The 17858-nt window shown below is 63.6% G+C and carries 25 protein-coding genes; 11 read left to right on the top strand and 14 right to left on the bottom strand.

The window, feature by feature from the left end:
• Window positions 1-244: 244 nt before the first annotated feature.
• The 3 genes from NKH43_RS27975 to NKH43_RS27965 form a co-directional block, all read right to left on the bottom strand.
• Window positions 245-796: a terminase large subunit domain-containing protein gene (locus tag NKH43_RS27975; protein WP_352642931.1), complete on the bottom strand. Its 552-nt coding sequence runs from the start codon at window positions 794-796 to the stop codon at window positions 245-247.
• Between the two features lie 79 nt (window positions 797-875).
• Complete coding sequence (locus NKH43_RS27970; RefSeq protein ID WP_023718144.1) at window positions 876-1274, bottom strand: hypothetical protein; 399 nt, start codon at window positions 1272-1274, stop codon at window positions 876-878.
• A 3-nt stretch (window positions 1275-1277) separates the two neighbouring features.
• Window positions 1278-1616 carry a hypothetical protein gene (locus NKH43_RS27965; RefSeq protein ID WP_352860878.1) on the bottom strand — a complete coding sequence of 113 codons (339 nt, stop codon included), beginning with the start codon at window positions 1614-1616 and terminating at the stop codon, window positions 1278-1280.
• A 400-nt stretch (window positions 1617-2016) separates the two neighbouring features.
• On the opposite strand from NKH43_RS27965, the gene NKH43_RS27960 reads away from it, so the two are divergent.
• Together NKH43_RS27960 and NKH43_RS27955 are read left to right on the top strand one after the other, a co-directional pair.
• Window positions 2017-2835 carry a class I SAM-dependent methyltransferase gene (locus NKH43_RS27960; protein ID WP_352860877.1) on the top strand — a complete coding sequence of 273 codons (819 nt, stop codon included), beginning with the start codon at window positions 2017-2019 and terminating at the stop codon, window positions 2833-2835.
• Window positions 2836-3049: 214 nt separating this feature from the next.
• On the top strand, window positions 3050-3355 hold the full coding sequence (locus NKH43_RS27955; protein WP_023675713.1) for a hypothetical protein: 306 nt from the start codon (window positions 3050-3052) through the stop codon (window positions 3353-3355).
• A 39-nt stretch (window positions 3356-3394) separates the two neighbouring features.
• On the opposite strand, the gene NKH43_RS27950 is transcribed toward NKH43_RS27955, so the two are convergent.
• A complete protein-coding gene (locus NKH43_RS27950; protein WP_352860875.1) occupies window positions 3395-3826 on the bottom strand; it encodes a DoxX family protein in 432 nt (143 codons plus the stop codon).
• 398 nt (window positions 3827-4224) lie between these two features.
• The gene (locus NKH43_RS27945) at window positions 4225-4977 is read right to left on the bottom strand and encodes a tryptophan 2,3-dioxygenase family protein (RefSeq protein WP_352860874.1); all 753 of its coding nucleotides are present in this window, start codon (window positions 4975-4977) and stop codon (window positions 4225-4227) included.
• Window positions 4978-5137: 160 nt separating this feature from the next.
• Here NKH43_RS27945 and NKH43_RS27940 point away from each other — a divergent pair, with 160 nt between their 5' ends.
• Complete coding sequence (locus NKH43_RS27940; protein ID WP_036244522.1) at window positions 5138-5611, top strand: Lrp/AsnC family transcriptional regulator; 474 nt, start codon at window positions 5138-5140, stop codon at window positions 5609-5611.
• Window positions 5612-5635: 24 nt separating this feature from the next.
• Here NKH43_RS27940 and NKH43_RS27935 read toward each other — a convergent pair whose 3' ends face one another.
• Entirely contained in the window at window positions 5636-6109 is a 474-nt protein-coding gene (locus tag NKH43_RS27935) for an Lrp/AsnC family transcriptional regulator (protein ID WP_352860893.1), read from the bottom strand.
• Window positions 6110-6220: 111 nt separating this feature from the next.
• Here NKH43_RS27935 and NKH43_RS27930 point away from each other — a divergent pair, with 111 nt between their 5' ends.
• Window positions 6221-6787: an RBBP9/YdeN family alpha/beta hydrolase gene (locus NKH43_RS27930; RefSeq protein WP_352481625.1), complete on the top strand. Its 567-nt coding sequence runs from the start codon at window positions 6221-6223 to the stop codon at window positions 6785-6787.
• Between the two features lie 172 nt (window positions 6788-6959).
• On the opposite strand, the gene NKH43_RS27925 is transcribed toward NKH43_RS27930, so the two are convergent.
• The 4 genes from NKH43_RS27925 to NKH43_RS27910 all read right to left on the bottom strand — a co-directional run bounded on the left by NKH43_RS27925 (window position 6960) and on the right by NKH43_RS27910 (window position 8945).
• Window positions 6960-7667: a GIN domain-containing protein gene (locus NKH43_RS27925; RefSeq protein WP_352860872.1), complete on the bottom strand. Its 708-nt coding sequence runs from the start codon at window positions 7665-7667 to the stop codon at window positions 6960-6962.
• Between the two features lie 46 nt (window positions 7668-7713).
• Window positions 7714-8280, bottom strand: coding sequence for a DUF1700 domain-containing protein (locus NKH43_RS27920; RefSeq protein ID WP_023718133.1), 567 nt, complete (start codon window positions 8278-8280; stop codon window positions 7714-7716).
• Window positions 8277-8603, bottom strand: coding sequence for a PadR family transcriptional regulator (locus NKH43_RS27915; protein ID WP_023718132.1), 327 nt, complete (start codon window positions 8601-8603; stop codon window positions 8277-8279). The genes NKH43_RS27920 and NKH43_RS27915 overlap by 4 nt, the downstream gene beginning before the upstream one ends.
• A gap of 171 nt (window positions 8604-8774) precedes the next feature.
• On the bottom strand, window positions 8775-8945 hold the full coding sequence (locus NKH43_RS27910) for a hypothetical protein (protein WP_352860870.1): 171 nt from the start codon (window positions 8943-8945) through the stop codon (window positions 8775-8777).
• Between the two features lie 122 nt (window positions 8946-9067).
• On the opposite strand from NKH43_RS27910, the gene NKH43_RS27905 reads away from it, so the two are divergent.
• The 5 genes from NKH43_RS27905 to NKH43_RS27885 all read left to right on the top strand — a co-directional run bounded on the left by NKH43_RS27905 (window position 9068) and on the right by NKH43_RS27885 (window position 10883).
• Window positions 9068-9322 carry a hypothetical protein gene (locus NKH43_RS27905; RefSeq protein ID WP_352860868.1) on the top strand — a complete coding sequence of 85 codons (255 nt, stop codon included), beginning with the start codon at window positions 9068-9070 and terminating at the stop codon, window positions 9320-9322.
• Window positions 9319-9627, top strand: a complete 309-nt coding sequence (locus NKH43_RS27900; protein ID WP_023675703.1) for a hypothetical protein — start codon at window positions 9319-9321, stop codon at window positions 9625-9627. The genes NKH43_RS27905 and NKH43_RS27900 overlap by 4 nt, the downstream gene beginning before the upstream one ends.
• A gap of 11 nt (window positions 9628-9638) precedes the next feature.
• Window positions 9639-9821 carry a DUF3606 domain-containing protein gene (locus NKH43_RS27895; RefSeq protein ID WP_023675702.1) on the top strand — a complete coding sequence of 61 codons (183 nt, stop codon included), beginning with the start codon at window positions 9639-9641 and terminating at the stop codon, window positions 9819-9821.
• Between the two features lie 209 nt (window positions 9822-10030).
• Entirely contained in the window at window positions 10031-10228 is a 198-nt protein-coding gene (locus tag NKH43_RS27890; protein ID WP_031193725.1) for a hypothetical protein, read from the top strand.
• 43 nt (window positions 10229-10271) lie between these two features.
• Window positions 10272-10883: a hypothetical protein gene (locus NKH43_RS27885; RefSeq protein WP_352860866.1), complete on the top strand. Its 612-nt coding sequence runs from the start codon at window positions 10272-10274 to the stop codon at window positions 10881-10883.
• Between the two features lie 15 nt (window positions 10884-10898).
• Here the strand turns inward: NKH43_RS27885 and NKH43_RS27880 are convergent, their stop codons facing one another.
• Window positions 10899-11804: a S1C family serine protease gene (locus tag NKH43_RS27880; RefSeq protein WP_352860864.1), complete on the bottom strand. Its 906-nt coding sequence runs from the start codon at window positions 11802-11804 to the stop codon at window positions 10899-10901.
• Between the two features lie 319 nt (window positions 11805-12123).
• Between NKH43_RS27880 and yghU the strand changes: the two genes are divergently transcribed.
• On the top strand, window positions 12124-13011 hold the full coding sequence (yghU, locus tag NKH43_RS27875) for a glutathione-dependent disulfide-bond oxidoreductase (RefSeq protein ID WP_352860862.1): 888 nt from the start codon (window positions 12124-12126) through the stop codon (window positions 13009-13011).
• Here the strand turns inward: yghU and NKH43_RS27870 are convergent.
• Complete coding sequence (locus NKH43_RS27870) at window positions 13008-13826, bottom strand: hypothetical protein (protein ID WP_352860860.1); 819 nt, start codon at window positions 13824-13826, stop codon at window positions 13008-13010. The two genes, yghU and NKH43_RS27870, sit on opposite strands and share 4 nt — an antisense overlap.
• A gap of 353 nt (window positions 13827-14179) precedes the next feature.
• Window positions 14180-15334, bottom strand: coding sequence for a KamA family radical SAM protein (locus NKH43_RS27865; protein ID WP_502906519.1), 1155 nt, complete (start codon window positions 15332-15334; stop codon window positions 14180-14182).
• A gap of 424 nt (window positions 15335-15758) precedes the next feature.
• Here NKH43_RS27865 and NKH43_RS27860 point away from each other — a divergent pair, with 424 nt between their 5' ends.
• Complete coding sequence (locus tag NKH43_RS27860) at window positions 15759-16190, top strand: SAM-dependent methyltransferase (protein ID WP_352496066.1); 432 nt, start codon at window positions 15759-15761, stop codon at window positions 16188-16190.
• 30 nt (window positions 16191-16220) lie between these two features.
• On the opposite strand, the gene NKH43_RS27855 is transcribed toward NKH43_RS27860, so the two are convergent.
• A complete protein-coding gene (locus NKH43_RS27855) occupies window positions 16221-17843 on the bottom strand; it encodes an ABC-F family ATP-binding cassette domain-containing protein (protein WP_352860859.1) in 1623 nt (540 codons plus the stop codon).
• Window positions 17844-17858 lie beyond the last annotated feature (15 nt).

Genomic DNA, 17858 nt, shown 5'->3' with positions numbered 1-17858 from the left:
CTCAACGCAATCGTCCGGGACCAAAAACCATGGCAAACAGCTTGACAGCCAAGACAGTCGCTCTGTCCTGCCGGACATCTCCCCCTCAAGGGGGGAGATGGCAGCTTCAGCGTCTCGCTTATCCGCAAGCATTGGAGATTGGCGAAAGCCAATGCGACATCCAATCTCGCCACTAGAGGGGGAGATGTCCGGCAGGACAGAGGGGGGCGCGAAGGAACGCGAGTTGCGCGATTTCGCAGCCCTGTCATCCCCTCCCCATCCCTCCCACCTGCTCCGCGGACAAAAACAGCAGCACCACGTCCGACATGCCGAGCAGCGGCGTGAAGGTGACGATGGTGATGCCGCCGGTGGCGTTGGTGCGGGTCAGTCCCTCGGAATAGATGTCGAGCGGCGGCTCCTCGTCGAACCAGACGCCGTGCAGCGTTTCGCCCTGCCATTTCTCGCGGCCTTTCTCGTAGCTCTTGAACGACAGCACCGATTCGTCGGCCTGGACATCGCCACCGCCGCCCCAGCGCACCACGATGCTGTCGAGCGCGCCCGGCGCCCGTCCCGCCATCGTGCTGACGATCGCGTCGGCCGGGATCATCCCGGTGCCCCAGGCCGCCTGCTGCTGCGGCGGGCCGATCAGGATGCGCTGCGGGTTGTCGCGCGTGCTTTCACCGGTGACGCCGGCCGCCCACATCCGTACCGCACAATCGAAAACCTTGCCTTGCCACCAATCGGGATAGCGGCCGGTGAGGTGCATCGCCCACTCGGCGCCGCCCGCCCTGGTCTTGCCGAGCTGGTTGCCGGCCATGAACAGGCGCTCGCGATTGGTCGCGCCGGCTGCGTGAAATTCGGCCTGTCGGGGATAAGGCCGATAGGCGGCAAGCTGGTTAGTGCGGCGCCTCCGGTCCAGCTCCGCCAGCAGGCTGAGATATTCCTTCCTTGCCGCCCGGCTGGGCGAAGCCTTTTGCGAAATCCGGCTTCTCGAGGAACGGCCTAAGGACGGCTTCGAGGCCGCGGATGCGCTGCCTGATTTCGTCATCGCTCAATGCATCCAGATTGTTGATGTTGACACTAAGATCCTTGGGCAGCACCGAGAGCACGAGCTTCAGATACTGATCGGGCTTTTCGGCGCGCACCTCGGCGATGACGCCGGCGCCATGGGCGCGGAAATCGGCGCGGATCGCTTCGAGGAAGCCGTCGGCCAGCGTCTTCTTCGCCCGCTTGGTTCGCTTGCCGGGTGCTTGATCGTGCGGCTGGGGATCGCCGGTGGAAGGAGCCTTGGCCATGCCCTACTCTGCCGTCCCGGCGGAGATCGCCGGCTTCTTGTTGGCTGGCCGCACAATGCGCTTAGTCAGCGTGCCGGGCTTCATCGCACTGGCGTCAGGCAAGGCATTCAGCCGTGCCCTGAGAATTGCCACCGCCTTGCCGTCGAGTGCTTCCGACGGGAAGCCGAAGCCGCCGACCGCATCGACGGTACCGCCACGCAGCATACCGATCCGCACGCCGGCGGCGACCAGTTCGAAGCGGCCGATGCGTGCATAGGGTGCGGCGCCGGCGAACTCGCCAATGGCGCTGACGACCTCGTGGCCGTCATCGTCGGTGATGATGGTGGCGTAACGGTTGGACATGGGGATGTTCTCTGGGGGTGGGCGCACGAGCGCGTTGCGGGATTCATGGTTGGTGATTTCGCGGTTCCGACGATCGTCAGGTCGCGTTCCTTCGCGCCCCTGTCCTGCCGGCCCCACAGCTGGCAGCTCACGTAACGTTTGGTCGAAAAGGAAGCCTGAAACAAAAAACCCGCCTCGGCGGGCGGGTCGTTGGAGCCAATTGGCACCATACCCAAATTAGTAGCATAGCTGCCGGCACAAAGCAAGAACAAAATGTGGCATCAGCGGAAAAAAATGCACTGACGACCTCGCACCCTTCATCGGTGGACGGCTGGAAAGAGGGGTTCTTTGGCGAGAAAGGCGGGGCATTGCGTGAGACTTGCGTTGACGGGATGGTGTTTGCGCTTGAGGGGAACGCGTCATGGGCAATGTCACCGGTCACTACGGCAGCGACGGCATCGTCGATCGCATATTGGCCGCGATCCCGGACGTCGACCCGGCCGGCAAACTCGCCGCCGCGCAAGTCTATCCATTCGATCAGCTCCATGGCCGCGAACTGATCGCCACGCGGGAGCATGCTGCCCGTCTTGCGCCTTCGCCGACAGATCGGATCTTGGATATCGGCAGCGGCATTGGCGGGCCGGCAAGATTTCTGGCCTCGACCTATGGCTGCCAGGTCGACGGCATCGACCTGACGCCGGCCTTTGTCGCCGCGTCGAGCCGACTGCCCGCACTCAGCGGATTGTCCGACAAGGTTCGCTTCCATCAGGCCGACGCGACGAAATTGCCTTTTGGCGACAGCACGTTCAATGCGGCGATCTGCTTCTATGTCGGCATGAACATCGAGAATAAGGCCGCGGTCATCGACGAGGCCTGGCGCGTGCTGAAACCGCGAGGCAGGCTGATCTGGACCGAGGCCATGCTCGCCGGCGGCGAGCCGTACTACCCCATGCCCTGGGCGGTTTCGCCGGCGACCAGTCACCTCGCCGATCGGGAAAAATTGAAAACCCTGTTTGCAGATGCCGGGTTTCGCATCGACGAGATCGTCGACGAAACCGGCGAACATGTTGAGCTGGCGCTGCAGAGAGCCAATTCCGGCATCGTGCCCTCGCCGGCGCAGCAGCAGGCAAATGAAATCGTCATGGGCGCGGAATTCCTGCAGCGCCGCCGCAACTACATCCGAAGCCTGAGTGACGGAAAGCTCGCCTCGCTCGCCGTGATCGTCTCCAAACCGGCCTGAAACAAAAAACCCGCCTCGGCGGGCGGATCGTTGGAGCCAATTAGCACCATACCCAGATTAGTAGCATAGCTGCCGGCACAAAGCAAGAACAAAATACGTTGCGGCGGCAAAAAATGCGAGGTGGTGGGCGAAGCACACCGGCCGGCGAGACGCCACCGTCCGGATCAGAACAGGCATTCGCGCGTTTGAAGCTTAGCCAATGGGAGCAAAAGCCATGAACGTCGCCAATCTGCAACTCGAAGGCCTGCTTATGGCCATCGCATCGATCAATCAGGTCCTGGTCCGCAAGGGCGTGCTCTCTGTCGAGGAGATAGACATCGCCTTGCGCAAGGCCGAAGCCAGCGAGACCAACGAGGAAAGGTCCGAAGGCATGTCGGCGTCGAGCCGCGACGCCGTCAACTTCCCGATCCGACTGCTGGAGTTGGCCAATCAGTGTCAGCCGGAGACGGACATGCCGTCCTTCTCAAAACTGGCGCGGATGGTTGGTCAGATCAAGGAACCTTACAACGACCAGATGTGAAGCGGCGATCGAGGATGACCGCCGCAGCAAGCTTTGGCATCACCCCCTGCCAAGCTTCAGCGCCAGGACGCGGCCTGGCCCGTGCACGGCGGCAAACAGCAGCCCGGCCAGGAAGGTGAAATGGTCGACGAAGAAGCCGAACTCCGCCTGGTTGCCGGCCCAGTGCGATGGCCCGTGGAAGGCGAAGCCCAGGAACAGCACATAGGCGCCGGCGACGAGTGCTGCCCAGGAGAAGAAGGCGCCGGTCAGGAAGCATAGGACGAGGACGACCTCGAGCAGGGCTGCGCACCAGGCCAGGAACAGCGGGAACGGAAATCCGGCCGCCGCGATATAGCCGGCGGTGGCGCCGATATCGATGAATTTGAAGGTCACGGCCATCAGGAAGACGGCGGCAAAGATCAGGCGGGCGACAAGGATTGCCGCGGTCTGCCACGGCGACTGAACGGATGAGTGAGTGGTTTCCAAGGTCATGATGTCCTCCCAAGAGTTGCGACGGTTTCGCCCCAAGGACGCACCACCAGCCGCAAGCCCGACATCATCCCCCGAAAAACCTGCAGGATACAAGCGCGTAGCGGGCCAGACATTGCAGAACCTGGTTCCTCGCCCAATGGAGGCAGGGCGCATATGGGCAAGTGCCCCCTCACCCGGATTGCCAACCGAATTGCGAAGGGCAATTCGGGGCAATCCGACCTCTCCCCGAGGGGAGAGGAGGTCGCCTGCGTTGATGCCAGCCTCTTCTCCCCAGCGGGGAGAAGGTGGCCGCCCACGGGTCTTGCCTCCGGCAAGCCCGAGGACAGGCTCCGCGGCCGGATGAGGGGGACTCCCTATCAATTGCCTGCCTTTACTAGGGCGAGGAACCAGGTTCAGGACTACCCCACCTTGGCCCCCGGCTTGCTGATCGGCTCCCGTATCGTTCCATACTGGCTGCCCCAGCGGTCGGTCATCGCCCAGCGTATGTCCCAGAGCTCCGGGAAGAAGCGGTGGCGGGCGCCGGCCTCCAGCAATTCGACCGGCCGGCCCTTCAGCGATTTCGCGCCGAGACCGATGGTGCGGTGGATGAGGTAGAGGTGGTTGGCGCGGAATTTCTGGAACAACTCGTCGAACTCGACCAGCGCTTCGGCAACGACATAGCTGTCGCCGTGATCGTAGCCGGCATCGTAGACGTCCTCGACCGAGAGCCCGCGGCCATCGAGGTAGGACGCCTTGAAGGCCCGCCACAGATCGGGCGGCAGCCGCAGCAGCTGCTTGAAGCCCGGCGATTCCTGGCCGCTGCCATTGCCGAGCTGCAACCGGATCTGCTGGTATTCCTTGGGCGACATGGTTTCGAGCAGGTCGAGCTGCGCCGTCATCAGCCGCATCAGCCGATGCACGCGCCCCATCAGCGTGACGATGCGATGCGTATCCTGCCTTTCCAGGAAATCGACGACGTCGATCAGCGTATAGGCGATGAGCTTCATCCACAGTTCCTCGACCTGATGCACGATCTGGAACTGCAGCTCGTCGGCATTGACCATCTCGGCCAGCGGCTTCTGGCAGGCAAGCAGCCTGTCGCATTTGAGGTAGACGCCATAGTCGCGCATCTCAGGCGTTTCGATGCGGGCATAATAGTCTTGCTTGTCCATGGCCATGCTCCTTGCCCCGGCCTTCGGGCCGTAGGCGCTTGTTGGATCCCGGTCTCCCGAGTCTAATCGCTTTCTTGCCGAACATTGTCCCTTTCTGTTATTCGACTGGCGGGAAACGAAGGACGAAAACTGTCCCTGAAGCAGATTGGAAGAACAAATGATGCTGGATGCGGTCGACCGGAAGATTGTCGCGGCGCTCGAACGCGATGCCCGGATCTCCTTTGCCGCGCTCGCCGACGAGGTTGGCCTGAGCAAGACGCCGTGCTGGAAGCGGGTCAAGGCGCTGGAGGACGCCGGTGTCATCCGGGGCTACTCGACCCGCATCGACCCGGCCAAGCTCGGCTTCGGCATCGAAGCCTTTATCCAGGTGTCGATCGATTTCGAGCTGTCGGACGCCTTCGAGGCGGCGGTGCAGAAGCATCCGCTGATCCGCCGCTGCCACGCCACGACAGGCGAGGCCGACTATCTCCTGCAGATCGTCACCGTCGACATGATGGCGCTCGACAGGATGCTGCGCGAGGAGCTCAGCCGGTTACCCGGCGTGCGGCGCACGATCACCTCGATGGCGATGCGCGAGATCAAGGGCGGCATCTCGTTCGCCAATGCCGTCGGGCATACGCAGACAAAGCGATAGACGGGCGGCGGGGCGGCGCCCCGGTCAGGCCCTCGTCACCAATTCGCGCCCCAGCCGCTTCGGTGGCTCGGCGCGCAGAACCACATTTGTCGTCACCGTGCCGTAGTGGCCGATGCTGTCGACGATGCTTTCAAGGTCGGGCGGTGACGGGACCACGACCTTGACCAGAAAACAGTCCTCGCCGGTCACCCGCAGTACCTCGATCACCTCCGGCAACTGGGCGAGCTTCTTCAGGCAGGCCTGGATATGCTCATGCGTGGTGCGCAAGCGGATGACCGCCATGGTGCCGAGCCCGAGCGCTGCCGAATTGATCACCGCCTTGTAGCCGGTGATGACGCCGCGCTCCTCCAGCCGCTTCACCCGTTCCGAAGCGGCGGGCTGGGACAGGCCGACGCGGCGGCCAAGCTCGGAGATGCCGATGCGGCCATCCTCCTGCATGATCTCGATGATCGCCAGATCGGTGGGATCGAGCCTTGGCCGATAATCGCCGTTCCGCATGATCACCTTTAATCCATCGGATTTCTTCGCTGCTTTCCGATGATCTCTCATTCCGCCGCCTGGGAGAAGACCTAGAATTGCGCGCGTTGCATCAGGAGAGAAGGGCTTCGCATGACCGAATTCATCATTGTGCCGGGCATCGGCGGATCGGGCAAAGCCCACTGGCAGACACGTTGGCAACAGGCGGACCTGGCGATGCGGCGGTTCAGCCCGGCGAGTTGGGACGCGCCGGACTTCGACGACTGGGTGGCTGCGCTGGAAGCCGCTGTAGGCCTGGCAAGGACACCACCGGTGCTCGTCGCCCATAGCCTCGGCTGCCTGCTGGTCGCGCACTGGCAGCGGATCTCGCCCCGCGAGGTCGGCGGCGCGTTGCTGGTTGCGGTTCCGGACCCTGCGTCGCCGGCCTTCCCCTCCTCCGCCCGCGCCTTCGCCGAGACACCGCAACAACGGCTTCGCTTTCCCTCGCTGATTGTCGCCAGCACCAACGATCCCTACGGCTCGCTGGACTATGTCAGGGCAAAATCCGAGCGCTGGGGCAGCGATCTCCATATCGCCGGACCGCTTGGCCACATCAATGGCGACAGCGGGCTCGGCGACTGGCCGGCGGGAATGGAGCTGCTGACGGCTTTTCTCGGGCAAACGCAAGCAAGCGCCCGAGGCGCCGTGCTTCAGCCGTGACCGCATCAGGACGGCTACCGCGCCGCCGCCCTGATCCGGTTTGCGCCGCGATGCCGCGCCTCAGTTCGATGCTGCGGCAGGGGTGCTGAGTTCGAGGAACGGTACGGTTGCCTTGTCGGACCGGCAGGGTGGTTCAGAGCATCAACCGCAATTCCCTATGCCCGAAATTGCTTTACGGCACCTGTGTAATGCTGCCGCTGCCTCTGACCTCCGAACGCCGCATGGTCGGGTGCCCGTAGACGTCGACGTCACCGCTGCCGGAAATCGTGACATCCGCATCCGCTTGTGCGGTAATCTCCGCATCGCCGCTGCCGCGGATCTCGATCCGCGCGGATTGGGCGATAAGGTTCCTGAGCCGGCCGGTGCCCGAACCGCGGATATCCAGATCGACCGTCTGGGCGGTTCCGGTTGCGGTAACGCTGCCGCTGCCGCGGATGTTCAGCTGCAGCCCGGGCTGATTGATCTGCGACAGGGCAAGGTCGCCGCTGCCGACCACTTTCCAGTCTGAAATTGCCGGCCCCGACACGCTGACATCGAACCGGGACGCGAACCAGCCCGGTTCGCAATCCAAGGTGAGCCTGCTGCCTTCCATCCGCACATGGTCGATCAGGGTCGACTCGCCGCTGACGACGGCCTCGGCCTTGTCACCCGGCTGATAACGGACTGAAGCCGGCAAAGCGATCGTGAAACTGCCGTCGTTGCGGAACGGCAGCGTGACCTCTTTTCTGGTCGATGTGGTTGCTCCGCAGGTGGATTGTCCGCCAATCCATGAACCCCCGGCGTTGATCCAGTCCGGCCCGGCCAGCCCGATGCCGACGGCCAGGAAGAGCGCGGCGCCGGCCAGTCCCGCCGCTGCGACGAATGCCAGTTTTCCAGTCATGGTCCGTTTCCTTCAACGTGATGACAAATTGCGATCTTGGCACCGCTCAAGCCTGGTTGCGGTCCGGGTGGGTCAGACGGGAATGCATCCGGGCATAGCGCCCGAAGACCTGTATGCCGGCGCTCGACCCCAGCAACAGCAGGGCGCCGCCGCCGAGGAACCCGCACACCAGTCCGGCGCCGATGAAGACGCGGCCAAGCATCGCCGTGAGCGTGCCGCCGGGCTCGAACAGCAGCGTGGTCAGAATGATCTTGATGCCCAGCGCACCGATGGCGACAAGCGTGATGCCAAGGCCGAGCGCAAGCACGACCGCGGTGATGAGCAGCGGCAGCAGGAAGACGATGTCGACGAAGGCAAGGCCGGCAAGCGCGAACGTCGCCGCCAACATGTTCGACACGCTCCAATGAGTTTCAAAACGGCGCAGCCCAGCTTCGGCGCGGAGTTCGCGGGCAAGCCTGGCCGGGTCACCCAGGGCCGCCGCGACCTCCGCTTCGCTGCGGCCCGAGGCATCGGCGAAATGGGCGGCGTAGTCGCCAATAATATCCTCGATCTCCTGAGTTGGCAGGCCGGCGAGCCCCAGTCTCAATTTTCGCAGGAAGGCATCCCTGGTCATGGCAAATCCTCAAGAAGTTTGTCGACTGCGCCCGCGAGCGAGCGCCAGTCGCGGCGATGAGCTTCGAAAGCCTGCTGGCCGAGCGGCGTGAGCCGGTAATATTTGCGCGGCGGCCCGCTGCTCGACTCGACGATGCGGGTGGCGACGAGGCCGTCATTCTGCATCCGCCGCATCAGCGGATAGATCGTGCCTTCTCCCATGTTCACAGCGGCGACCAGCGTGCTGGCGATCTCGTAGCCATAGCTTTCGCCCCGCGACAGCACGGCCAGGACGCACAACTCGAGAGCGCCTTTTCGCAACTGCACCTGGATCGAGTCGGTCATGCGTAACTTCCAAAATTCAATGGCTGTATATAACACGCTACCTGTTTATGCAAGGTAGCGATTGGTAGCTCGCCATCAGGCTAGGCGGGCAATGGAGATTGGCTTTGAAAACCGCTTGTCTGTTTGACGCAGTTCCGGACGGAAAACCGCCGACACTTTTCTGGAACCGCTTTAGCGGACTTCCACTCCAGCCGCAGCGCCGCGCTGGTAGGCGTTGCCTGACGCGTCCTTCTGCCGTTCGGCATCGCTTTTGCGCTTCGGGCAATCCTCGTAATTGTGGTCGCGCCCACCGCAACAGGAGCAGCATTTTGCCGGCACGTCGGAGCGAAGCATCGTTGGCATGCACAAGAATGCACGAAAACCCGACAGATTGCTAAGGCTGCGGCACCGGCAAGGTCGATTTCGCCACGGAACCGCTGCCGTCGCATGAAAGTTATCTGCTCATTGCAACCGGAGCACAGGACATGGCCGACGACCAGAACCGCTACGAGACCGGAGCGAGGAAATATCCGGCAAAGACGAGCCCCGACGCGGCCGACGAATTCTCGCAGGATGCGGCCGGCAACAAGCCACCTCCCGGCGGCATGAGATTGACCAGGCCGGCTGACGATTTCGACGACAAGACCCGGCATTCGGAGGGCCAGAACCCGCCGCGCGCAGCCATCCGTCCAGACGGCAAGGCTACCGTCAAGAAGCCCGGCAAGGACGCAAGACGATGAACGTCGCCAATCTCCAGCTCGAAGGACTGATGATGGCAATCGCGGCCGTCAACAACGCGCTGGTCCACAAGGGCCTGTTATCGGTCGACGAAGTCGACATGGCGTTGCGCCGGGCCGAGGCGGCGATGACCAGCGACGAGCGTCTCTATGAAGACATGTCGCCGTCCAACCGCGACGCCGTCTGCTTTCCGCTCAGGCTGCTGCAGGCGGCCAACAATGCCCAGGGCGAAACCGGCGTGCCGTCCTTTGCCGAACTGGCCAGGATGGTCGGCCGGACCAAGGAGCCCTATAACGACCAGATGTGATGGAGGACGCCATGGCCGACGACAAATCCAAGACCAAGCAGGATCGCAAACTGGTCTCCGGCGAAGAGCCATACGAGGTCGCTGCGTTTGCCCGCAAATACGGCATACCGCAAAGCGAGGCCGCGACCATTATCAAGCGCTACGGCCCCTCGAGGAGGAAGCTCGACGCGCATATGGCGAGCCGCAACGCCTGATCCACGTTGGCGGCCGGCGCCGCTCACGCCAGAAGCGTCCCTGCCCTGCCGCCTTGTCGAGATCCGCCCCGCCGGGCGGCCTGCTGTGTGTCAGGCTCGCCGCTGCGGGATTCAACGCCTGGTTTTGATAGCCGTGGAATACTCTCGCGGCGCAACAACTCATTTACCTCGACACTGTACCAGTCCGGTGAGCAAAGCCGGGGGGTCGGATGCAGGAACAACTATTGCGCTACGAATGTGTCTTGGAGCCGAACGGACGATGGATGGTGTGGGACATCGTTCACGATCTGCCGGCGCAATTTTCGCAGATCGCGCTGATCGGCCTGAGCCGTCGTGAAGCGGTTTCGCTCTGCCGGCTGCTCAACGAGACGAGCCGTTCCGAGACGCGGCAGAGCCGGGCCTCCTGAGAAGCGCGTGCGTCTCAGGCCTGCCCAAGCTCGGGGGATTTACATGCGATCGACAATATTCGGTCTGGTCCTGTTGCTGCCGGCCGCCGCCCTGGCGGAGCCGATCGAGACCCAGAAGATCATCACGGCGGCGACCGGCGACTGGAACGGCGATGGCGCCGCCGATCTGGCGATGATCGTCGAGACCGAGCCCGGCTATTCCATGGACCTGCATTTGTTCCTCAGGGACCGCGACGGCAATTTTCTCAGGCCTGCCGGGGTCGTGCATGAACAGATTTACGCGGAATGGAAGGACTACGACCGGCCAGGCCCCGCCACATCCGACGCCGAGCCCGAACTCACCGCGCTCCCCAACGGCTCGATCAAGCTCTATATTCCGGCGATGGAGATCGGCAGCGAGCGGACCAACAAGACGCTGACGCTCGCCTGGCGCAACGGCACGTTCGTCGTCGCCGGTTTCGCCTACGAATATTGGGATTACATGGACGACAATGTTGCCGGCGACTGCGACTACAATGTGCTGACCGGCAAGGGCAACAGCAGCAAGAAGCTGGCGGACGGCACCACCAGGCACGCGACCGTATCGGTCGAGGGCAAGGTCATCCCGTTCGCGGAGTGGACCCCAGGCACTGGCTTCAGCGCTTGCGGAGAGTAAGAGGTTTCGGTTGCCTCACTGCAGCGGCGGCTTCCACAGCAGGCTGTTGCGATCGGCGGATTTGACGCGCAGCCAGGTTTCGCGGCCGTCGCGCAGCACGCGGATCGGGATCTCGGCGCCCGCCGGGCCGCTCTTCCACAGCTTGCGATAAAAATCGGCGAGCCCGTCGACCGCCGCGTCGCGGACATCCGAGATGACGTCGCCCTGGCGCAGGCCCGCCTGGGCGGCCGGGCCGCCCTCGGCGACGCTCATCACCACGACCTTGCCGTCGCTCTCGGCCGAGAAGGCGCCGAGCCACGGCCGCGGCGGCCTGGCGACCTGGCCGCGCGTCAGGAGATCGTCGAGGATAGGCGGCAGCAGATCGATCGGCACCACCATGTTGATGTCGGCGACCTCGCCGTTGCGGCTCATCTGCAGGCGCAGCGAACCGATGCCGAGCAGCCTGCCATCAGCGCCGATGAGGCCGGCGCCGCCCCATGAGGGGTGGGCCGGCGCCGTGAAGATCGCTTCGTCGATCAGATATTCCCAATAGCCGGCGAATTCCTGCTTGGTGACGATCTGCGCCCGCACCGAGCGGCCGACGCCGTCGGCGAGCACGACGGGATCGCCGATCTTCGCCCTGGACGCATCACCGAGCGCAATGGCGGGCAGTCCGAGCGGCGCCAGCGCCTGCACCAGGCCGAAGCCCGATTCCTGATCGTAGGCGAGCGCATGGGCGGGCACCACGCGGCCGTCCTGGTCGGCCAGCCAGACCTCCTCGGCCTCGGTGATGAGATAGCCGATGGTGAGCACCAACCCGTCGCCGCGGATGACGACGCCGCTGCCTTCGCGGCGGGTGCCCAGCGCGTCTGCCGTGAAGGCGTCTTCGGGGACGGTGGCGCGGACGGCCACGATGGATCGCAAAAGGGGCTCGATATTCATGCTTTGGTTCCTGGCAATGTTCGCAGGCTGATATGAGGTTCGCAGGCCGATATGGGCTATAGTATGGCGCCGGTGACCAGGCGCAAGAGGCGGCGCCGGCTTTGGTGCGGACCGGCGCCGCGCCGTTGGCGCCGGGGTTTTGCAACAGCGCCGGCCGCCCTATCTGTACCTACGGCTATCCGAAGCTGTCCTATGCAAAGTTCCGCCTCCATCACCCAAGTTGATACCCTGAGATCCTCCCCCAATCCTCCCGAACCCCAATCCTCCCGAACCCCAATCCTTCCAATCCCCAATCCTTCCAATCCAAAGGCCTCCCGACATGAACGACTACACAACGGACCAATATACGCCGCCAAAAGTCTGGACCTGGAACAAGCCAAATGGCGGCGCTTTCGCCAACATCAACCGGCCGATCGCCGGCCCGACGCATGACAAGGAACTGCCGGTCGGCAAGCATCCGCTGCAGCTTTATTCGCTGGCGACGCCGAACGGCGTCAAGGTGACGATCATGCTGGAGGAGCTTCTGGCGCTCGGCCACAGCGGCGCCGAATACGACGCCTGGCCGATCAGGATCAATGACGGCGACCAGTTCGGCAGCGGCTTCGTCAAGGTCAACCCCAACTCCAAGATCCCGGCCATGATGGACCGCAGCGGCGAAAAGCCGATCCGCATCTTCGAATCCGGTTCGATCGTGCTCTATCTCGCCGAAAAATTCGGCGAATTCCTGCCGACAGAGCAGCCGGCTCGTGCCGAAACCCTGTCATGGCTGTTCTGGCAGATGGGGTCGGCGCCCTATCTCGGCGGCGGCTTCGGCCATTTCTATGCCTATGCGCCGATGAAGATCGAATATGCCATCGACCGCTTCGCCATGGAGACCAAGCGGCAGATGGACGTGCTTGACCGGCGCCTGGCCGAAAGCGAGTATTTAGGCGGCAGCGACTACACGATTGCCGACATCGCGGTGTGGCCCTGGTATGGCGGGCTGGCCAAGGGCCGCATGTATGATGATTCCGGCGAGTTCCTGCAGGTGGAAGAGTACAAGAACGTGCAGCGCTGGGCCGACGCTATCGATGCACGGCCGGCGGTCAAGCGCGGCCGCATGGTCAACCGCACCTTCGGCCAGCCCTCGATGCAGCTGCACGAACGCCATGACGCCAGCGACTTCGAGACGAAGACGCAAGACAAGCTCGAGGCGGCCAAAAGCTAAGCGGACGACGCGCCGATCTCCCCCCTCGTGGGGGAGATTGGCAGCTTCGGCTGGCTCGCCTCCACCGCCGCCATCCACAGCCGGTCGATATCGGCCAGGAATTTCTCGTCGAGCTTGTCGAGGTGCTTCCAGTACATACCGTCCTCGAAGAAATAGCCGAGTTCCTTCTCGATCCTGTCGGCCTCCTCCGCCCGATCGAGCCGCAGGCCGGCAAGCACCTCCGCCTTCATTTCCGAAAGCTGCGAGGAAGAAAGCGCATCGAGTTCGTCGAGCGTCAGCCGCGGGAAGATCAGCCGGCTGCGCGGCAGGTCGGATAGGTTGACGCACAGGCAGCCGCGCCGGAGAGCATGGACGAGCAGGCGGGCCGCCTTCGCCTCGAGGTTGCGCAGCGTGACGTCGTTGCGCAAAGGGTCGGCGCGGCCGACGCCGTAAAAATGCGTGTTGCCGGGCTGATCGTAGATCATGTCGCAGCCAAGGAATGCCAGCACGTCGGGCTTCTGGCTGTGGATCGTCCAGTAGGCCGCCGTCATCGACATGGTGCCGCCGGCATAGACGAAGCCGCCAAAGCTGTTTTGCGCCGGAACGTAATGCGAGGCGCTGAAGATCTGCGCCTGCTGCAAGGGATCGCCTTGCGGCATCCGCTCCGCCGGGAAATCGCCGGCATGGACGAGGAAATCCCAGTCAGGGCGCACGCGCCAGGCATTGTTGATGGCGACGATCTTGCCGAAGGCCTGCTTGGGCCAGGCCGCGCAGCGCACCACATCGGGGGCGCTGCCGATCAGCAAAATCACGTTTGGCGTTCCGTCGATGACCATACCCCTCTTCGACCGGCCGAAATGCATCTCTATGCCGCCCGGTTGAACGGCTTTATAGCCTCAACGCCGCATCGAAACACCAGCCGGATTTAGGCTGATATCAACAAAAGGGAGCTTTGCCAGCCGGTTGTAAAATGTGGCCTCAGGCACCGTCGTACAAGCAGCAGGCAGGTTTTCCCGCTAGCCCAAAACCGACGATATGAGTTGGGCGATATATATTAGTTGACTAAACTAGCGGAACGTCCAATGCACATTCCCAGAACCGAACATGTCCTGTCTAGACCATGATATCTATATGGGACATCACTACATAAGCTGAACGCGACCTCGACGGTTCGGCGGCTGCGCGTCCCCTACTCCCCAGCAACCTCCCTATACGCCCTCACAACCCCATCAAGCCCACGTATCTGCCATGTCTCCCCGTCCCGCGCCTCGAGATAGGACCGGCCGAGCGGCACTTTCCCTCCGCCGTCCGGCAGGTCCAGCACATAGACGGGGTTGCAGATGCCCGACAGGCGCGCGCGCAAGGCGCTGACCAGCGCCTGGCCCTCGGCGATCGTGGTGCGCCGGTGCGCCATGCCGCGCGCGAGATCGCCGTGGTGCAGGTAATAGGGTTTGACGCCAAGGCGGTACATCAGCTCGCGGCACAGCTCTTCCAGCACCTCGACCGTGTCGTTCACGCCTTTCAGCAGAACGCTCTGGTTCAGCAGCACGAAGCCGCCCTGCCGCAACGTGCGGCAGGCCCGCTCGGTCGCCTCGGTGATCTCGCGTGGATGGTTGAAATGGGTGACGACCGTGACCATCAGCCGGCCCTGCAAGGCTTGAACCAGCCCGCTGGTGACGCGCGAGGGCAGCGCCACGGGCACGCGGGTGTGGATGCGCAACAGCCGCACATGCTGGATCGCCTCGACGCGGGCGCGGATTTCCGTCAGCGCCTTGTCCGGCAGGGAGAGCGGATCGCCGCCGGTCAGGATCACCTCGCGGATTTCCGGATGGGACTCGATATAGGCGAAGGCCGGCCCCAGCGCCTCGCGCGAAAAACCCCGGCCGATCGAGGTCAGCGACTCCTTGCGAAAGCAGAACCGGCAATAGACCGCGCATTGATAGGTCGGGAACAGTAGAACCCTATCGGCATGGCGATGCGTCAATCGCGGCACCGGACTGAAGGCGTAGTCGGCGATCGGATCGTCGAGTTCGCCCTCCTGCTCCGTCAGTTCATCTGGCGACGGAATGACCTGAAGCCGTATCGGATCGGCCGGGTCGCTCCAGTCGATCAGGTCGAGATAGGCCTTGGGAATGCGAACCTTGTGACGCGTGGCCGCGGCTTCGGCCGCCGCGCGCTCGGCAGGCGACAGCGGCAGGGAATCCAGATCGCCTATATGCCGCACGCCCTCGCGAACATCGTCCTGCCATGCGGCATCCGCCTCGTCGGCACGCTCTTCATCGGCTGTCATGCCGGCCGCATCGACGGCCATGCTGGCGTCGGGGATGTCGGGATGTGAGGTCATCGAGGCTCCTTGAATTCGGGCTGGGTACAGCATTGGAGCCACGATTTGAAGGCAATAAGCGGTGTTGGGTCGGTTGGAGTGCGCGGCCAGGAGGCGGCGGCCGTCCACTGATCAGAAACCAACGTCCCGCATCGCTGACGCATAACATTAGCTTGCTCTTATATTAGCTTGAGCGTATACACATAAACGGCCGGTAATCTACCCCCCACCGGTTAGGCTCGGCGCCAGTCCCTCCCTACCCCTCAGGTCAACGACGCCGGGCCGCTCGGCCGCCGCAGTTGAGGCGACCGACCAGTTCTCTTCGATGTTGATCATGCCCCTCCTCGACCCGGCAGCTTGGTGAATGCATCGGCGATGTCCGCGTCTCTTCCTGTCGCCGGCCGCGGTCGCTAATCTCGGATCGCAAAAAGCTGGAGAACAGGGAATGGCGAACGACTTGTCGCCAAGGCTTTTGGCGATCATCAACGCGCTGCCTTTGCGGCCGGGCATGCGCGTGCTGGAGATCGGCTGCGGACCAGGTGCTGCGGCGCGCGAGATCGCGCGCCGGATCGGCGGCGGGCATGTGCTGGCGATCGATCGCTCCGCCAAGGCCATCGCACAGGCCGGAGCCGCCTCGCGCGCCGAGATTGCGGCAGGCCGGTTGAGTCTTCGCCAGGTCGCGATCGAAGATTTCGAGTTGGAGGCCGACGAGAAGCGCTTCGACATTGCCGTTGCGGTGCGCGTCGGCGCGCTGGACGGTCGTCATCCCGAAGCGGGAAAAATCGCCCTGCAACGGCTCGGCGCTGTGTTGACCGCGCAAGGCCGGCTGTTCATCGACGGCGGCGATCCGCTGCGCGAAATTGCGATACACGGCTGAACAGCTCGTGCTTAGAGCTGGGTCCGCGCCTCAGCTCCTCAACCCCGGCGCCTCCTGCCCGGTGCGCTCGACATACTCCGTATAGCCGCCGCCATAGGTATGAATCCCCTCGGGTGTCAGTTCCAGAACGCGATTCGACAGCGCCGCCAGGAAATGGCGATCATGCGAGACGAACAGCATGGTCCCCTCGTACTGCGACAGTGCCGTGATCAGCATCTCCTTGGTGGCGATGTCGAGGTGGTTGGTCGGCTCGTCCAGCACCAGCAAATTGGGCGGGTCGAACAGCATCAGTGCCATCACCAGCCGTGCCTTCTCGCCGCCCGACAGCACGCGGCATTTCTTCTCGATCTCATCGCCGGAAAAGCCGAAGCAGCCGGCCAGCGCCCTGAGCGGCGCCTGGCCGGCCTGCGGAAACGCGTCTTCCAGCGTCTGGAACACGGTGCGCTCGCCCTCCAGTACTTCCATGGCGTGCTGGGCGAAATAGCCCATCTTGACGCTCGGGCCGCGCGCCACCGTGCCATTATCCGGCTCGGAAGCGCCGGCCACCAGCTTCAGCAGCGTCGATTTGCCGGCGCCGTTGACGCCCATGATGCACCAGCGCTCGCGGCGACGCACCTGAAAATCGAGCCCCTCATAGATCGAGCGGCTGCCATAGCCCTTGTGCACGTTCTTCAGCGTCACCACGTCCTCGCCGCAGCGCGGCGCCGGCTGGAAGTCGAACGACACCTTCTGGCGGCGCTTGGGCGGCTCGACACGGTCGATCTTGTCCAGCTTCTTCACCCGGCTCTGCACCTGGGCGGCATGCGAGGCGCGCGCCTTGAAGCGCTCGATGAAGGCGATCTCCTTGGCCAGCATCGCCTGCTGGCGCTCGAACTGCGCCTGCTGCTGCCGGTCGGCAATCGCCCGCTGCTGCTGGTAGAATTCGTAGTTGCCGGAGTAAGCGGTCAGCGAGCCGCCGTCGATCTCGACCACCTTGTTGACGATGCGGTTCATGAACTCGCGGTCGTGCGAGGTCATCAGCAGCGCGCCGTCATAGTTCTTCAGGAACTGCTCCAGCCAGATCAGACTTTCGAGGTCGAGATGGTTGCTCGGCTCATCGAGCAGCATGGCGTCGGGCCGCATCAAAAGGATCCTGGCCAGCGCCACGCGCATTTTCCAGCCGCCGGACAGCTTGCCGACATCGCCGTCCATCATCTCCTGGCTGAAGCCGAGCCCGTCCAGCACTTCGCGGGCGCGCCCATCCAGCGCATAGCCGTCGAGCTCCTCGAAACGATGCTGCGCCTCGCCGTAACGGGCGATGATCTCGTCCATCTCACCGGCGCGATCGGGGTCGCCCATGGCGTGCTCGAGCTCGCGCATCTCGGCCGCCACTTCGCTCACCGGCCCGGCGCCGTCCATCACTTCGGCAACGGCGCTGCGGCCTTCCATGTCGCCGACATCCTGGCTGAAATAGCCGATGGTGACGCCGCGATCGACCGAGACCTGGCCCTCGTCGGGCTGCTCCTCGCCGTTGATCATGCGAAACAGCGTCGTCTTGCCGGCGCCGTTAGGCCCGACCAGCCCGACCTTCTCGCCCTTCTGCAACGCGGCGGAGGCTTCGATGAAGACGATCTGCCGGCCGTTCTGCTTGCTGATGCTTTCGAGACGAATCATGGTTTTCCGGGAAAG

The organism is Mesorhizobium sp. M1163, from assembly GCF_040318415.1.
Taxonomy (GTDB): Bacteria; Pseudomonadota; Alphaproteobacteria; order Rhizobiales; family Rhizobiaceae; genus Mesorhizobium.
This window is presented reverse-complemented; position numbering and strand designations above follow the sequence as displayed.

Bases quoted from the DNA above. Each gene is read 5' to 3' on its own strand.
- NKH43_RS27900 (WP_023675703.1), top strand. From the start codon at position 9,319: ATGAACGTCGCCAATCTCCAGCTCGAAGGACTGATGATGGCAATCGCG.
- NKH43_RS27855 (WP_352860859.1), bottom strand. From the start codon at position 17,843: ATGATTCGTCTCGAAAGCATCAGCAAGCAGAACGGCCGGCAGATCGTC.
- NKH43_RS27935 (WP_352860893.1), bottom strand. From the start codon at position 6,109: ATGCGGAACGGCGATTATCGGCCAAGGCTCGATCCCACCGATCTGGCG.
- NKH43_RS27895 (WP_023675702.1), top strand. From the start codon at position 9,639: ATGGCCGACGACAAATCCAAGACCAAGCAGGATCGCAAACTGGTCTCC.
- NKH43_RS27890 (WP_031193725.1), top strand. From the start codon at position 10,031: ATGCAGGAACAACTATTGCGCTACGAATGTGTCTTGGAGCCGAACGGA.
- NKH43_RS27860 (WP_352496066.1), top strand. From the start codon at position 15,759: ATGGCGAACGACTTGTCGCCAAGGCTTTTGGCGATCATCAACGCGCTG.
- NKH43_RS27955 (WP_023675713.1), top strand. From the start codon at position 3,050: ATGAACGTCGCCAATCTGCAACTCGAAGGCCTGCTTATGGCCATCGCA.
- NKH43_RS27950 (WP_352860875.1), bottom strand. From the start codon at position 3,826: ATGACCTTGGAAACCACTCACTCATCCGTTCAGTCGCCGTGGCAGACC.
- NKH43_RS27925 (WP_352860872.1), bottom strand. From the start codon at position 7,667: ATGACTGGAAAACTGGCATTCGTCGCAGCGGCGGGACTGGCCGGCGCC.
- NKH43_RS27920 (WP_023718133.1), bottom strand. From the start codon at position 8,280: ATGACCAGGGATGCCTTCCTGCGAAAATTGAGACTGGGGCTCGCCGGC.
- NKH43_RS27880 (WP_352860864.1), bottom strand. From the start codon at position 11,804: ATGAATATCGAGCCCCTTTTGCGATCCATCGTGGCCGTCCGCGCCACC.
- NKH43_RS27915 (WP_023718132.1), bottom strand. From the start codon at position 8,603: ATGACCGACTCGATCCAGGTGCAGTTGCGAAAAGGCGCTCTCGAGTTG.
- NKH43_RS27910 (WP_352860870.1), bottom strand. From the start codon at position 8,945: ATGCCAACGATGCTTCGCTCCGACGTGCCGGCAAAATGCTGCTCCTGT.
- NKH43_RS27965 (WP_352860878.1), bottom strand. From the start codon at position 1,616: ATGTCCAACCGTTACGCCACCATCATCACCGACGATGACGGCCACGAG.
- NKH43_RS27960 (WP_352860877.1), top strand. From the start codon at position 2,017: ATGGGCAATGTCACCGGTCACTACGGCAGCGACGGCATCGTCGATCGC.
- NKH43_RS27945 (WP_352860874.1), bottom strand. From the start codon at position 4,977: ATGGACAAGCAAGACTATTATGCCCGCATCGAAACGCCTGAGATGCGC.
- NKH43_RS27905 (WP_352860868.1), top strand. From the start codon at position 9,068: ATGGCCGACGACCAGAACCGCTACGAGACCGGAGCGAGGAAATATCCG.
- NKH43_RS27940 (WP_036244522.1), top strand. From the start codon at position 5,138: ATGCTGGATGCGGTCGACCGGAAGATTGTCGCGGCGCTCGAACGCGAT.
- NKH43_RS27870 (WP_352860860.1), bottom strand. From the start codon at position 13,826: ATGGTCATCGACGGAACGCCAAACGTGATTTTGCTGATCGGCAGCGCC.
- NKH43_RS27970 (WP_023718144.1), bottom strand. From the start codon at position 1,274: ATGGCCAAGGCTCCTTCCACCGGCGATCCCCAGCCGCACGATCAAGCA.
- NKH43_RS27930 (WP_352481625.1), top strand. From the start codon at position 6,221: ATGACCGAATTCATCATTGTGCCGGGCATCGGCGGATCGGGCAAAGCC.
- NKH43_RS27865 (WP_502906519.1), bottom strand. From the start codon at position 15,334: ATGACCTCACATCCCGACATCCCCGACGCCAGCATGGCCGTCGATGCG.
- NKH43_RS27885 (WP_352860866.1), top strand. From the start codon at position 10,272: ATGCGATCGACAATATTCGGTCTGGTCCTGTTGCTGCCGGCCGCCGCC.
- NKH43_RS27975 (WP_352642931.1), bottom strand. From the start codon at position 796: ATGGCCGGCAACCAGCTCGGCAAGACCAGGGCGGGCGGCGCCGAGTGG.
- yghU (WP_352860862.1), top strand. From the start codon at position 12,124: ATGAACGACTACACAACGGACCAATATACGCCGCCAAAAGTCTGGACC.